General features: G+C 72.5%; 9 protein-coding genes. 4 read left to right on the top strand and 5 right to left on the bottom strand.

Translation table 11 applies throughout. From position 1 onward, the window contains the following. Positions 1 to 126 precede the first annotated feature (126 nt). Positions 127 to 3,411 carry an ATP-dependent helicase gene (locus FLL47_RS21195; protein WP_144122270.1) on the bottom strand — a complete coding sequence of 1,095 codons (3,285 nt, stop codon included), beginning with the start codon at positions 3,409 to 3,411 and terminating at the stop codon, positions 127 to 129. A gap of 49 nt (positions 3,412 to 3,460) precedes the next feature. After that, complete coding sequence (locus FLL47_RS21190; RefSeq protein WP_144122269.1) at positions 3,461 to 6,685, bottom strand: ATP-dependent helicase; 3,225 nt, start codon at positions 6,683 to 6,685, stop codon at positions 3,461 to 3,463. 149 nt (positions 6,686 to 6,834) lie between these two features. On the opposite strand from FLL47_RS21190, the gene FLL47_RS21185 reads away from it, so the two are divergent. Both FLL47_RS21185 and FLL47_RS21180 read left to right on the top strand, forming a co-directional pair. Further along, entirely contained in the window at positions 6,835 to 7,368 is a 534-nt protein-coding gene (locus tag FLL47_RS21185; RefSeq protein WP_144122268.1) for a SigE family RNA polymerase sigma factor, read from the top strand. A 2-nt stretch (positions 7,369 to 7,370) separates the two neighbouring features. Continuing rightward, positions 7,371 to 8,621, top strand: a complete 1,251-nt coding sequence (locus FLL47_RS21180) for a hypothetical protein (RefSeq protein WP_144122267.1) — start codon at positions 7,371 to 7,373, stop codon at positions 8,619 to 8,621. A gap of 176 nt (positions 8,622 to 8,797) precedes the next feature. Here the strand turns inward: FLL47_RS21180 and FLL47_RS21175 are convergent, their stop codons facing one another. Further along, the gene (locus FLL47_RS21175) at positions 8,798 to 10,798 is read right to left on the bottom strand and encodes a glycosyl hydrolase family 28-related protein (protein WP_222106127.1); all 2,001 of its coding nucleotides are present in this window, start codon (positions 10,796 to 10,798) and stop codon (positions 8,798 to 8,800) included. Positions 10,799 to 11,180: 382 nt separating this feature from the next. On the opposite strand from FLL47_RS21175, the gene FLL47_RS21170 reads away from it, so the two are divergent. Further along, positions 11,181 to 12,629, top strand: coding sequence for a DUF4407 domain-containing protein (locus FLL47_RS21170; RefSeq protein ID WP_144122265.1), 1,449 nt, complete (start codon positions 11,181 to 11,183; stop codon positions 12,627 to 12,629). A 2-nt stretch (positions 12,630 to 12,631) separates the two neighbouring features. On the opposite strand, the gene FLL47_RS21165 is transcribed toward FLL47_RS21170, so the two are convergent. Continuing rightward, on the bottom strand, positions 12,632 to 13,420 hold the full coding sequence (locus FLL47_RS21165) for an LOG family protein (RefSeq protein WP_144122264.1): 789 nt from the start codon (positions 13,418 to 13,420) through the stop codon (positions 12,632 to 12,634). A gap of 152 nt (positions 13,421 to 13,572) precedes the next feature. Between FLL47_RS21165 and FLL47_RS43020 the strand changes: the two genes are divergently transcribed. Continuing rightward, positions 13,573 to 13,719 (top strand): hypothetical protein, encoded by a 147-nt coding sequence (locus tag FLL47_RS43020; protein ID WP_155388920.1) that lies wholly within the window; start codon positions 13,573 to 13,575, stop codon positions 13,717 to 13,719. A gap of 116 nt (positions 13,720 to 13,835) precedes the next feature. Here FLL47_RS43020 and dapE read toward each other — a convergent pair whose 3' ends face one another. Beyond that, entirely contained in the window at positions 13,836 to 14,909 is a 1,074-nt protein-coding gene (gene dapE / locus FLL47_RS21160; protein ID WP_144122263.1) for a succinyl-diaminopimelate desuccinylase, read from the bottom strand. Between the last annotated feature and the right edge of the window lie 17 nt (positions 14,910 to 14,926).

Here is a 14,926-nt window from a genome sequence, read left to right as displayed (position 1 = left end):
ATGCCCGTTGCGTGCGACATCACGCAGTCGGTTTCCAGACTGGTCTCTACAGCGATTCGGCTGAACCGCCGCCGAAACGGATGAGTTCGCGGGCCGAACCGCCGGGGCGACCCGGCGGCCCGCGGCCTAGTCGGCGTCCTGCGTCGGCAGCGAGGTCAGCAGCGCCGTCAGCCCGGCCTCGTCGAGCAGGTCGGCGGGACGCACGGTCAGGTTGTCGCGTACGTAGTGGAACGCGGCGCTGACCTTGGCCACCGGCACGCCCGCCAGCGCCGCCCAGGCCAGCCGGTATGCCGCCAGCTGCACCGCGGCCGCGGTGGCCGTCGCGCCGGCGGGCACCCGGCCGGTCTTCCAGTCGACCACCTCGTAGCCGCCGGCGTCGTCGCGGAACACCGCGTCCATCCGTCCACGAACGACGGTCCCGCCCAGCTCCACCACGAACGGCGTCTCCACCTCGACCGGCACCCGGTCGGCCCAGACACTCTGCTCGAACCGGTCCTTCAGCTCGCCCAGCGCCTCGTCGGGCGCGGCGTCCTCGTCGGCGGCGCCGGGCAGGTCGTCCAGGTCGAGCAGCTGGTCGGCACCGTAGCGCTGCTCCAGCCAGTGGTGGAACATGGTGCCCCGGCGGGCGTACGGATCCGGGGCGGCAGGCAGCGGCCGGCGCAGCCGCCGGGCCAGCGCGGCCGGATCCTTGCGCAGAGCCACCAGCTGCGACACCGACAGGTGCGCGGGCAGCAGCACCTCGGCCCGGTTCGCCCGGCGGGCCTGCTCGTCCCGCTCGATCAGCAGCAGGTCGGACTCCTGCCGCCAGCGGCGGGTCACCTCGTCGTGCTCGGCCGTCCCGTCGCCCGGCTCGTCGAGCATGGCCCGGACCAGGTCGGCCGCGGCCTCGACGGTGGGCCGTCGCACGCCCAGCGGATCACTGGGCCAGGTCGTCACGACCTCGCCGCTGGTCGGGTTGTCCGCGTCCGGCTCGGGCTCGGGCGTCCACACGTCGACGTGGCCCTCACCGGACCGGCACACCTCGACGATCTCCGCCAGCAGCGCGGACGGGCCACGCGGCTTGCGCACCTTGTCGCCCCACCAGTAGCCGGAGGCGAACAGCCAGGTCCGCGGACGGGTGACCGCCACGTACGCCAGGCGGCGCTCCTCGCGCGCGTCGTGCTCTTTCCACTGCTGCTCGAAGTCGGCGACGGCGCGGCCCAGCTCCTTCTGGTCGGCGGCGCTCTTCACGGCCAGCGCGGGCAGGCCGTCGCGGTCGCCGCGCAGCGGGAACGGCAGCACGCCCAGGCCCTTGAGGAAGTGGTCGGTGCCCTTGCTCGGGCCCGGCCAGACGTCCTTGGTCAGCCCGGCCACGGCGACCACGTCCCACTCCAGGCCCTTGGCCGCGTGCGCGGTGAGGATCTGCACCGCGCCCTCCGCCACGTCGATCTCGCCCGGGGACAGGCCGCGCTCCTCGTCCTCGGCCGCGGACAGGTAGGACAGGAACGCGCCCAGCGGCGCGCCGTCGGTCTCGATCGCGAACCGGGCCGCCACCTCGCCCAGGGTGTCCAGGTGCGCGCGGGCCAGCCCGGCGTCCCCGGCCCGCACCGCGACCTCCACGTCGAGGCCCGCGGTGCGCTCGATGTCCGCGATCAGGTCGCTCACCGGCTGGTCCAGGCGGGCACGCAGCCCGGCCAGCTCTTTCGCGTACGCCGACAGCCGGGTGTACGCCGCGGGCGAGTACTGGTCCGGCTCGCCGAGATCCTCCAGCGCCTCGGCCAGCGCCGCGTCGTCGAGCCGGTCCGTGACGATGTCCGCGTCGTCACCGGCCGGACGGCGCTCGTGCGCCAGCGCCCGGGACCGCCGGTGCAGCGCCACCAGGTCACGGGGCCCGATCCGCCAGCGCGCGCCGGTGAGCAGCCGCAGCAGGCTCGCCCCGTCCGTCGGGTCGTTGAGCACCCGCAACGTGCACACCACGTCGCGCACCTCGGGCGTGTCCAGCAGGCCGCCCAGGCCGACCACCTCGACCGGCAGGCCGCGGGCCCGCAGCGCCGCCTCGATCGGCGCGATCTGCGAGCGCACCCGCACCAGCACCGCCGAGGTGGGCCGCCGGTCGACGGGGATGAACGCCGGGTTCTGATCGTCGACCGTGCCGGCCTCACTGCGCCACGCGGTGACGATCTGGTCGGCGATCCACTCCGCCTCGTCCAGATACGACTCCAGCAGGGCGCACTGCACGATGCCCGGCGCGTCGCTGCCGGAGGTAAGCGAGACGACCCGGGCGCCCCGGTCGCGCAGCGGCGCGGAGATCGCGTTCGCCACCGACAGGATCTCCGACCGGTTGCGGAAACTGCGCCCCAGCTGCGCCTGGGCGGCCGGCTCGCCGTCCCGGTCGGGGAACTCGCCCGGGAAGCGGTCCAGCGTGCCCGCGCTCGCGCCACGCCAGCCGTAGATGGACTGGCACGGGTCGCCGACCGCGGTCACCGGGTGCCCCTGCCCGGACACGCCGCCCTCGACGACCGCCACGTCCCCGGCGAACAGCGCCCGCAACAGCGTCACCTGGGCATGGCTGGTGTCCTGGTACTCGTCGAGCAGCACCACCCGGAAGCGGTCGCGCTCGGCCGCGCCGACCTCGGGATGGTCCCGGGCCACCCGTGCCGCGCGCGACATCTGGTCACCGAAGTCCATCGCCTCCAGCAGCTGCTTGCGTTCGGCGTACCTGCGCACCAGCGGCAGCAGCTGCAGCCGGGCACGCTGGCGGGCCAGCAGGTCGCGCACGTCGGCCATCACCCGGCCCGGCTTCGCGTCGACGCTCGCGTGGAAGCGGCCCGTCCAGGTGGCCAGGCTGTCCGGGGTGACCAGATGCTCGGCCAGCTCGCCGGCGAGCGCCAGCACCGCCGACACCACCGTGCTGGGAGCGGACTCCACCGCCGACATGTCCCCGGTGTACGAGCGCACCACCTCGTCCGCGAGCTGCCAGCAGGACGCCTCGGTGAGCAGCCGGGTGCTGGGCTCGTACCCGGCGCGCAGGCCGTGCTCGGTGACGATGCGCGCCGCGAACGAGTGGTACGTGGCGATCGTCGGCTCGCCGTCGAGCCCCTCGGTGAACCGGGTGCCGACGTGCCGGCGCAGCTGGCCCAGCCGCACCCGCACCCGGTGCGCCAGCTCGCCCGCAGCCTTGCGGGTGAAGGTCAACCCCAGCACGTGCTCCGGGCGTACGTGCTGGTTGGCGACCAGCCACAGCACCCGGGCCGCCATGGTCTCCGTCTTGCCCGAACCGGCGCCCGCGACGACCAGCAGCGGCGCGACCGGGGCGCTGATCACCGCGGCCTGCTCGGCGGTGGGCGGCTTGAGCCCCAGCTGCGACGCCAGCTCCTCCGGCGTCCACCGCGGCCCCTCCTCCACCACGGGCCTACCGACCAATTCGCTCACGGCCGCACCTCGCCGCGCTCGGCGGAGACCACACGCATGGTTCGCCCGCTCACGGCTCGACCACCTGGCGGCCCTTGCCGGAGACGGGGCAGCTGCTCTTCACCGGGCAGACCCGGCACTTGTCGTTGATCTTCGCGACGAAGGTGGAGGCGGCCATGGTGGCCGCGGTGCGGTGCACCATGGCGTGCGCCCACTGCGGGTCGGCGGTCTCCCCGATCGCGTCCTGCACCTGCTCCTTGGCGTCCCGGTGGGTGGTGCCCAGCTGCACGAGCGCGGCCCCGCCGGACTCGTCGCCCTCCGGGAACCCGCCCGCCTCGACCGCCACCTGATACGCCCCCAGCTGCGGGTGCTCGGGCAGCTCCTCGCGGGTGGCGGTGGTCGTCTTGCCCGTCTTCAGATCGATGACCACGAGCCGGCCCTGGTCGTCGACCTCCAGCCGGTCCACCCGGCCGACCAGGTCGATCGGCGGCTCGGCATCCAGCCGCACGGTGAACTCGCGCTCGATCGCGACCAGCCGCCGCGGGTTCTCGGCCAGCCAGCGGGTCAGCTTGCCCAGCATCTCCGCCGACCGGTCCTTCTCCCGCCCGGCCAGCCAGGCCGCGGCCAGCTCGATCGCGTCGAAACGCGCCGCGACGTACTCCACCAGCACCGCCGGGTCGCTCATCGCCTCGTCGGCGAGCATCGCCGCGGCGTGCACCAGGTTGCCCACGCCCTGCGCGGCCGTCGAAGCCGCCGCGCCGCCGTGCCGTTCCAGCAGCCAGCGCAGCCCGCAGCGCAGCGCGCTCTCCATGGTCGACGGGGTCACCCGCACCGGCTCGTCCGGACCGTGCAGCGGGCCGTCGTCGGACAGCTCCGGCAGGCCCCACCAGGTGTCGGGGTGCGCACCGGGCACCCCGGCGGCGGCCAGCCGGGCCAGCTCGCGGGCGGCCGCGTGCCGCCGGACCGGGTCCGGGCCGGTGACGGCGGAACGCAGCTCGGCGACGAGCGCGGACAGCGTCAGCGCCCGCGGCGGCCGGGCCAGCTCCAGCTTCTCCACCTCGTCCTCGTCCACCTTGACCGGCGGGGCGAGTTCGAACAGGAAGCGGCTGGGCCGGTCCTCGCCGTCGGCGCCGCCGACCGCGCCGGAGTCCACCGCGGTCACCACCAGCCGCCGCCGGGCCCGGGTCGCCGCTACGTAGAACAGCCGCCGCTCCTCGGTGAGCAGGGCGGCGGTCTGCGCAACCCGCTGCGCCTTCGCACCGGGCTGGGCGCGCTGCGCCACCTCGTCGACGAGCTGCTCCGAGCCGAGCAGGCTGCCGCGCAGCCGCAGGTCGGGCCAGACGCCCTCCTGCACCCCGGCCACCACCACCACGTCCCACTCCAGCCCCTTGGCCGCGTGCGCGGTGAGCAGCCGCACCGCCTCGCCCCGGTCGCCGCTGGCGGCCAGCGAGTCGGCGGGCAGCTGCTGGTCGGCGACGTGTTCGAGGAACGTGTCGATGCGCGCGCCCGGCAACCGGTCGGTGAACCGCGCCGCGGCGTCGAACAACACCATGATCGCGTCGAGGTCCCGGTCCGCGGCCTCCGCGCGGCGCTGCTGGTCCAGGCCCATCGCGGGCGCGGTGGCGACGGAGGCCCAGCGCTCGGCCAGACCGCTGGCCCGCCAGACCGACCACAGCACCTCCTCCGCGGTGGCGCGCGGACGGCCCGCCGTCTCCCGCGCGGTGGCCAGCAGCATGGCGATCCGGGTCGCGGGCGAGGCCCAGCGCCGGTCCAGCGCGGCCAGCTCGGCCGGGTCGCGCAGCGCCTCCACCAGCAGCTCACCGGACCCGCGGGTGTCGCCGCCGGCCACCGCGAGCGCCCGCAGACCCTGGCGCAGCCGACGCTCGGCCATCGGGTCGGCCCCGCCCAGTGGCGAGTGCAGTAGCGCGACCGCCGACTCCTCGGTGAGCAGCTCCGGCCGCAGCGCACAGCGCAGCAGCGTGAGCAGCGGCTTCACTGCCGGTTGCTGGTGCAGTGGCAGGTCCTCGGCCAGCACCTTCGTCGGCACACCTGCCTGCCGCAACGCGCGCTCATAGGCGGGCAGCTGCGCGTTCGTGGAACGCATGATGACCGCCATGCGCGAGAACGGCACCCCGTCGACCAGGTGCGCCCGCCGCAGCCGGTGCGCCACGAACGCGGCCTCGCTGACCCGGCTGCGCAGCGCCACCACCTCGACACCGACATCCGGATCGTCAGCAGGCTCGGCGGCACCCGGCGTGGACTGCTCCTGGCGCGGTGTGGGCACCACCGGCAGGTGGCCGGGCAGGCGGCGGGCGATGCGGGCGGTCGCGGCGCGGACCGCGGGCGCGGCCCGGTGCGTGGTGGCCAGCACCACCTGGGCCGTGCCGGGGAACAGCTCGCCGAAGGTCCGCACGATCTGCGGGTCGGCGCCGCGGAAGGCGTACGTCGAGGAGTCGGGGTCGGCGAAGGCGGTCAGCGGCAGCCCACCGGCGATCAGCTGCAGCAGCTCCACCTGCGCCGGGTCGGTGTCGGCCAGCTCGTCGACGTAGACCGCGGACAGCCGGGAGCGCTCCGCGGCCAGCAGCTCGGGGTCGCGGCGCAGCATGGCGGTGGCGGCCCGGACCAGCTCGGCGTGGTCGTAGCCGGCCGAGCCGCGGGTGGAGGCGTCGCGCAGCGCCATCGTCTGCTCGTACTCGTGCAGGAAACGCGCGGCGGCCTGCCAGTCGTCGCGCCGCTGCCACAGCGGGTCGGCGGGGCCGATGCCGCGCTCGGCGGCCCGCAGCAGCAGGTCGCGCAGCTGCTCGGCGAACGCGCGGGTGTTCAGCGCGGGCAGCAGCCGGTCCGGCCAGCCGGCGTCCTCGCCGGGCAGCAGCTCACGGATGACGAGGTCCTGCTCGGGACCGGAGAGCAGGCGCGGGGACGGGTCGCCCAGCAGCGCCGCCGACCGGCGCAGCAGCCCGAAGGCGTACGCCGGGAAGGTCCTGACCAGCGGTTCGTGCCCGACACCGCGGGCGATGCGGGCCTCGATGCGCCGGCGCAGCGACTGCGATCCGCGCCGGCCGAACGTCAGCACCAGGATGCGCTGCGGGTCGACGCCGTCGGCGACCCGCCGGGCGACCGCCTCGACCAGGGTCGTCGTCTTTCCCGTGCCCGGTCCGCCGCGCACCAGCAGCGGGCCCGACTCGTGCGCGATCACCCGCTGCTGCGCGGCGTCGGCACGCAACGACGGCCGGTCGGGGCCGCTGCCCCGAACCAGCCGCCAGTCCCGCTGAACGCCGCTGCTCACGCCGAACATTCCAGCACGTGCGGGCGACACCGCGGCAGCAGGCGAGCCGGATGTGGCGCCGCGGGCATCCGGACTCCCGGCAGAAAACTCAGAAATGCCATACAACCTGCCTCTGTCCCGGACCCGTCCTAGGGCAAACACCGATCACGGGGCGGGCGATGGCATCAGCACAGCACCTCCAACGCGACGCCGAGTACGTCGACTTCGTCACGGGACAGCTGGCGCCGCTGCGCCGCACGGCGTTCCTGCTCTGCGGCGACGCGCACCGGGCCGACGACCTGGTTCAGCAGGCGATCACCAAGCTCTACGTGCGCTGGCACCGCACGCGCGAGATCGAACGCCTCGACCGCTACGTGCGCACCATGCTCGTCCGCGAGTTCCTGGACGAGCGGCGGCTGTCCTGGGCGAAGGTCCGGCTGTTCGGCAAGACCCCGGACGAGGCCCGGCAGCCCGAGCCGAACACCGATCTGCGGCTGGTGCTGCGGGCGGCACTGGCGAAGGTGCCGCCCCGCCAGCGCGCCGTCCTGGTGCTGCGGTTCCTCTGCGACCTGCCGGTCGACGAGGTGGCCGAGCTGCTCGGCTGCACCGCCGGCACGGTCAAGAGCCAGACCTCGCACGGCCTGGCCGCGCTGCGCCGCCACCTCGGCGACGAGGCGTTCCTACCCACACCTGCCCTATCGAGGAGAGCGTGAACATGACCGATGACGAGCTTGCCCGGCGGATCCTGCTGCCGCTGGACGAGCACCCGGAAGCTCCGTCGCGGGTGGACATCGCCGCCGCGGTGGCCACCGGCACGAAGCGGCGGCGCGCCCAGCGGGCGGCCGTCACCGCGGTCGCAATGGCCGCCGGGCTGGCGGTGGCCGCCGTGCCCGCGGTGATCAGCCGTTCGGCCCCACCCGTGGCGGCCGCCACGGGTGGGCCGAGCGCCACCACCGCACCGAGCAGCGCCCCGGCACCGGCGTACGACCGCACCACCACCGCGGCCCTGCCCAGCTCGTGCACCGGCGAGGCGCTGCCGGTGCCCGACGGCGGGCAGAGCTACGCGCACGCGGTCGACCCCACCGGCAGGTACGCCACCTACCGCACCTACCGGGGCGGCACGCAGCCGGTCCTCTGGCACGAGGGCGTGGCGACGAAGATCGGCAAGCCTGGTGGCGACGACAGCCTCCACGACGTCAACTCCCACGGCGTGGCCGTCGGCAACGTCTGGGCCGACGACGGGCCGCACGGCGTCGTCGTGTCCGGCGGGAAGTCGTCACCGCTGCCCGGCGGCCCTGCCGACGTGCGCGCGATCAACGATCACGGCGTGATCGTGGGCGGCCGGCCGGACGAGTCGGCGGCGCTGCGCTGGCCGTCCCGTGGCGAGCAGCCGGTCCCGCTGGCGGTGCCGAAGGGCTACGTCCGCGCGATGGCGTACGACGTGGACGGCGACGGCACGGTGGTCGGCTACGTGGGGGAGGCGGGTTCCGGCACCGTGCAGCGCAACGGGCAGAATCCGGCCCGCGAGCGCGTGGCGTACGTCTGGCCTGCCAAGGGCCCCGGCCGCGTGCTGGAAGCGCCCACCCTGCCCGGTCACGTGTTCGACTATTACGACGCGCGCGCGATCAGCAACGGGTGGGTCGTCGGCTACGCGTCCTCGGACCAGGGCCTGGTCGTGGGCGTGCGCTGGGACCTGAACACCGGCCGGGCCCAGGTCCTGCCCGGCCTGGAGTCGTCCGACGGCGTCAACCCGTACGGCTGGGTCGTCGGCATGTCGGAGGACGATCACGCGGTCCTCACCGACGGCGTCACCACCCTGCGGCTGCCGGACGTGTTCCCGTTCGACGAGAAGTACGGCACGAACTTCGCGACGTCGGTGAGCGACGACGGCAGGACCATCGTCGGCAACGTCGACGACGCCACCCGCGGCCCGCTGCAGCAGGCTGTGCTCTGGCACTGTTCCTGACCCGCCGCGGTGTCGGGGTCACGCCGGTCGCAGGCTCCGCGAAGCGGCTCCGGGCGGGATCCGAGCAGTTCGCTCGGATCCCGCCCGGAGCGGGTACCGGATTTCCGGTCGGGCGCCCGGTGTCTGTGCACTCGAACGCCCGCCCGTGCCTCATCCGGTCTGGCTGTGGCGCGTCGTCACCAGGGGGACGGCGCCGGGGGCGCGACGACCGGCGGTCGGTCGTCGCAGGTGATGGTGTTGGGCAGCTCCCAGGAGGCCATCCAGGGGCCGGTGGTGCCGCCGCCGTCGTTGCCGCCCAGGTCGGTCACCACGAACTCGGAACCGGCCGGGGTGAAGTGGAACGAGCCGCAGTTGTTGATGCCGACCGCGCCGACGTTGCGGGCGTCCACGTTCTCGAACGACGCGCCGCCCTCGACCCGGCCGCTGAGCACCGAGGTGCCGGTGCCGTCGATCCGCAGGTCCTTGAACTTGACGCCGCGGATCTGGACCAGGTCCTTCACGCCCCACTCGCTGACCATCATGATCGCGTTGTAGGTGCTGTCGAGGTAGTGGTCCCCGGTCACCTGGATGTCCGCGTCGATGGTCTTGTCCAGCGCGTAGATCCAGATCGCACCGAGGCCGATGTTCCAGTTCAGCTCGTACGTGCCGGCCCGGACCACGCTGTTGTTCGTGAACTTCAGGTAGCCGTCGAACGCCGTCGCGCCGAAGCGGGAACCGGCGTGCAGGCCGGAGCCCTCCCGGATCGGGTCGGCGATGAGGTTGTTCGACACCGTGTTGTTCGTGCCGCCGTAGATCGCGATCCCGTTGGCCAGGGTCGGGGTCTGCACGGTGTTGTGGTCGTACACGTTGTTCGCGTCGGCCACCCCGTCGGACCACATGGCCAGGCCGTCGTCACCGGTGTTGCGGATGAAGTTGTTCGCCACCAGCGAGTTCGTGACGCCCTTGCGGAAGTTCAGCGCGTCGGCCATCTGGTCCACGATGATGTTGTCGGTGACCTTGATGTTGTCCATCGGGCCGTCGAACCACGCGCCCACCTTCGTGTGGCGGATGTAGAGGCCCTTGATCGTCGAGTCGCTCAGCGCGCCGCCGATGCCGTTCACCTGGTCGGTGTCGATGCGCTCGCGCACGTCGCCCTCGATGGTGAAGCCGGACAGGTGCACGTTGCTGCTGCCGCCGTCCTCGGCGTACCTGCCGTAGAAGCCGACGCCGGTGTGCACCGAGCCGTCCTCGGCCGGCTCGCTGAGCGCGACCTCCTTGCCCTTGATGACCGTGTACCAGTTGCCGGCGCCCTCGATCGTCACGTCGTCGACGATGATGTGCCGGTTGACCTGGTAGACGCCCGGCGGGACGTACACCTTGAGGTGCCACTTCTTCGCGAACGCGATGGCCCGGTCGAACGCGTCGGCCGACTCGCGGCGGCCGGTCGGGTCCGCGCCGAAGGCCAGCACGTTGGACGCGACGAGCCGCACGTGCGGCTTGCCGACCAGCTCGGAGTCGAGCAGGTCGATGACGGTCCAGGCGGCGTTGCTGCCCGCGGGGACGGTGAGCCGCACCTTGTCGCCCGCCTGGTACGTCTTGCCGAGCAGCAGGCGCTGCTCGTCGTAGAAGTGCATGGGGCGGAACGGCTTGGTGATGACCGGCTTCGGCTCGGTGAACGCCGGCACGCACGCGCACTCGGTGATCCACCAGTCCGCGTGCAGCAGGTCGGCGTTGGGGTCGTTGCTGAACGGGTACTGGTTGTACAGCCAGGAGAACTCGGAGGTCAGGGTCATGACCTGCTTGTTCTTGCCGTTCACGGTGACGTTGAGCGGCGCGGTGATGCCGCCGCCGTTCGGCGCGTCCGGGATGCTGTAGCGAACGGTGATCGCGTTCGCCGCGGCCGGCAGCGTGAACTCCACGTACTGGCCGCCGGTCAGCTTGACCGCCTTGCGGCCGGAGGCCTCCGCGGGCAGCGAGTACGCCGCGCGGTCCGGGCCGATGAGGGTGCCGTTGGTCGCCGCGTTCTCGGCTTCCTGCTCGAGGAAGTCGACGCCGGCGCCCCGGCCCGCGACGAGCGCCGGGTCGAGCGCGGCGCGCGTCACCACGGGCGCGGCGCTGGTGGTGCTGGCTTGTGCCGTGCCGGCGCTGCCGACGAGGCTGAGACCGACGGCCGCGACGGTGGCCGAGGCGACCGCCATCGGGGCCCACCGCCGGGGCCGGCGGTACCTCGCCGCAGCTCCTGTGATGCTCCGTGACATCGAAGACTCGTTTCTGGAGGGAACGGAGGAACGATGGAACGCCTGAGACGCTCGAGGCGGAGCGGACGCCAGGAGGTGTAGGTGACTTTAGATTCCCTGTGTCGCCCACCACAAGGTTCTGCGTAATCTTTTCGTAACGCTGGCCCGGCAAATACAAGTAGCCATTAGGTTGTTGCGCTCTCAACGCAATTCCTTGCGAAGACCTGTGTCGATCCCTGATGGGCGACGGCGCACTTAGGGGCGGACCCCGGCAACCACCCGACAGACACAGGCGTGTGTTGACGGGAAGATGGACCGCAACCTCAGCGACAGGGAGCTCGGCGTGTACCCCTCGGAACCCCCAGCGCAGCCGGAAGCCGACCCACCGGGCCGCCACGCTCGTCCCTCCGATCCGGACGACACGGTGCCGCTACCGCCCGCGGCCGCGCACGCGCCGGCACCCGCACCGGCCGAACCCTCGTCGCCGCCGTCGGCCGAGGCACGGCCGTCCGCACCCGAGAAGCCCGCCCCACCTGCCGAGCCCGGCCCGCCGCGACGGCGGCTGCCGCGACCGCAGCTCGGGCGGCGGTTGCGGGTGCTGGCCGGCGTCGACGAGCGGCTACTGGACCGGGTGCCGCAGGAGCGCGCCTGGTACACCTCGCTCGGCGGCGTGGTGCTGGGCACCGCGACCATCGCCGCCATCTCCATGTACTTCGCGATCACCCAGGCGATGGGCGCGTCGAGCTGGCTGGCCGTGTTCCCGGTGCTGGTCTGGTTCCTGTTCATCCTGAACGTGGACCGCTGGCTGGTCTCCAGCCGACTCGGCGAGGGCTGGTTCCGCCGGGTGCCCGTGCTGGCGATGCGGGTGCTGATGGCGTTCTTCTTCGGAGTGGTCATCGCGGAGCCGCTGGTGCTGCGCATCTTCGAGACCGCGGTCATCCAGCACGTCGCCGACCAGCGCACCGAGGCGCTGGCGCAGCTCGGCGGGCGGCTCAAGACCTGCAACCCGGTGCCGGGCTCCACCGAGCCGGTCGCACCCGCCGACTGCAAGGCGACCGAGACCTTCAACTTCGACCAGTCCCCGGTGGCGACGCTGCGCGAGCTGACCGTCCGCCGCGCCGACGCGGACGCGCTGGCCAAGACCATCGACGCGGACTCGGTCCAGTTGCGCGCCATCAACGACATGGCCCGGCGCGAGTGCGTCGGCGACTCCGGCGACGGCCTGACCGGTCAGCGCGGTGTCGGCCCCAACTGCCGCCGGCTGCGCGCCGAGGCGGACGCGTTCAAGCGGACCCGCCAGATCGACGCCAACGGTGTGAAGCTGGTGAACCTGCGTACCCAGATCTCGGAACTGGAGTCGGCGGCGCGCACCTCGCACGCCGCCTTCGAAGCCGAGCGCGAGACGAAGATCGAGGCCCGGGTCGCCGAGGAGCGCAGCCACCAGGGGAAGATCGGCCTGCTGGAGCGGCTCGGCGCGCTGCACGATCTGGCCGACTCCAGCGGCGTGCTGGCGGTGGGCATCTGGGCCGTGCGGATCTTCTTCATCCTGGTCGACTGCATGCCGATCCTGGTCAAGTTCGTCGGCGGCTCCACCACGTACGACAAGCTGGTCAGCGCCCAGCTCGCGGTCGCCGAACGCGACCTCAACCACGACATCGAGTCTGAGTACGCCGAGCGGGAGGCGGTGCTGCGCAAGCGCCGTGCCGAGATCGACCTGGAGATCCTCGAACACAAGGCGGAGCTCAACACCCGCCTGCACCGCGCCGCCGACCGCCTCAGCGAACGGGTGTAGGGCTAGTCGACGAGGCGCCCGCCGCCGCGCAGCGCCTGCTGTTCGGCGGTGAGGGCCTTGTCGGCGTGCATGATGTGGTTGACCGCCTCGTCCACGTCGTCGGTGCACAGGATGAGGTCGAGGTCCACCTCATTGATCTTGCCGTTGGCCAGCATGGTGTCGCGCATCCAGGACAGCAGGCCGCTCCAGTAGGCCGTACCCATCATCACCACCGGGAACCGGGTGACCTTCTCCGTCTGCACCAGGGTGAGCGCCTCGAACAGCTCGTCCATGGTGCCCATGCCGCCGGGCAGCACCACGAAGGCCTGGGCGTACTTCACGAACATGGTCTTGCGGACGAAGAAGTAGCGGAAGTCGATGCCCATGTCGACCCACTCGTTCATGCCCTGTTCGAACGGCAGCTCGATGCCCAGGCCCACGGAGAGCCCGCCCGCCTCGGTGCACCCTCGGTTGGCCGCCTCCATCACGCCAGGCCCACCACCGGTGATCACGGCGTAGCCCGCCCGGGCCAGCGCCGCGCCCAGCCGCTGCGCCATCTCGCACTCGGGCGAGTCCGCCACGCTGCGGGCGGAGCCGAACACGCTCACCGCAGGGGGAAGCTCACTGAGTGTGTCGAACCCCTCGACGAATTCACTCAGGATGCGCAGTGTCCGCCACGAGTCGCGGACCTTCCAATCCGGACGCCCCGCCGAATCCAGCAGGGCCTGGTCCGCGGTGCCCGAGGACAGCGCGTCACGGCGCAGGGTCACCGGGCCCCGGTGCCGCTCGGGTCGATGGTTGCTTTGCGTCATGCCATCACCGTAGACCGGCCCGATCGTTTACGTGACGACGCGGCGCGCTGTTCCGCAGCAAATTCCCAGCGGATTACGCAACTTTTCGCCATGCTGTGGCGTCAAGGTTGTCATACCGGGTGGATTGAATAAGGCCGACGACGAGGGAGGCGATGAATGTGATGACCCGCAGCGAGGTGCTCCGCCAGAGGCAGGCGATGCGCCAGCGCATCCGCGCCACCGTGCACGCCCGCCGCATCGCCATGGTGGTCGACGCCAAGGAGTTCGAGCCGGTCGAGGAGCCTGCCGCGGCCCGCTGACTCTGTCACGCGGAGCCCGCTGCTCTGTCATGCAGAGCCCGCTCCGCGGCCTTAATCGGTCGTCCATCCTGCGCTTCGCTCCGGATGTACACCGAGCGGCCGCTCCGACGGGCTTCTTATGGGCTCGCCAGCCAGCGCCGCAGCAGATCCGCTCCCGCCTCGATCTTGTCGAGTTCCACGTGCTCGTCGCGCTTGTGCGCCAGGTTGGGATCGCCCGGCCCGAAGTTGAGCGCGGGGATGCCCAGCGCCGCGAAACGCGCCACGTCCGTCCAGCCCAGCTTCGCCGCGGGCACCGCCCCGGTCAGCGCCAGGAACTCCGCCGCGGGCGGCGCCGACAGGCCCGGCAGCGCGCCCGGCGCCGAGTCCGTGATCTCGATCTCGTATCCGCCGAACACCTCGCGCAGATGCGTCTCGGCCTGCTCCTCCGAGCGGTCCGGGGCGAAGCGGAAGTTCACCTCGACCTCGCACGCGTCCGGGATCACGTTGCCGGCCACGCCCCCGCTGACGGCCACCGCGTTCAGGCCCTCCCGATACCGGCAGCCGTCGATCTCGACCTCGCGGGCCCGGTAGTCCGACAGCCGCCGCAGCACCTCGCCGGCCTTGTGGATCGCGTTGTCGCCGAGCCACGAGCGGGCCGCGTGCGCCCGTACGCCGGTGGTGCGCACCCTCGCCCGCATGGTGCCCTGGCAGCCCGCCTCGACGATGCCGTACGTCGGCTCCAGCAGCACGGCGAAATCGGCCTCCAGCAGCTCCGGCCGCTGGTCACCGACGATCTTCAAGCCGTTGCGGGCCGCCTCGACCTCTTCACACTCGTAGAAGAAGTACGTGACGTCGTAGCGGGGATCCGGACAGGTCACCGCCAGGTGCAGCGCGATGGCGGTGCCGCTCTTCATGTCCGACGTGCCGCAGCCCCACATGATCTTGTCGTCCATCGTGGACGGGAAGTTGTCCGCCAGCGGCACCGTGTCCAGGTGTCCCGCCAGGACGACCCGCTGGTCGCGGCCCAGCTCGGTGCGCGCGATCACGGTGTGCCCGATACGTTCCACGTGCAGGTGGGCGCACGCTTCGAGAACCTCCTGCACCGCGTCGGCGATCTCCTGCTCGTTGCCGGAGACGGACTCGATGTCGACCAGCGCACGGGTCGACGCGATGGGATCGGCGAGCACCTGCGGCGTCAGCGGGTTCGGCATACCGGTAGCGTAGACAC

It is taken from the genome of Catellatospora sichuanensis (genome assembly GCF_007483665.1).
GTDB lineage: Bacteria > Actinomycetota > Actinomycetes > Mycobacteriales > Micromonosporaceae > Catellatospora > Catellatospora sichuanensis.
The sequence above is the reverse complement of the archived record's forward strand: the minus strand, read 5'-3'. Positions and strand labels throughout refer to the sequence as shown.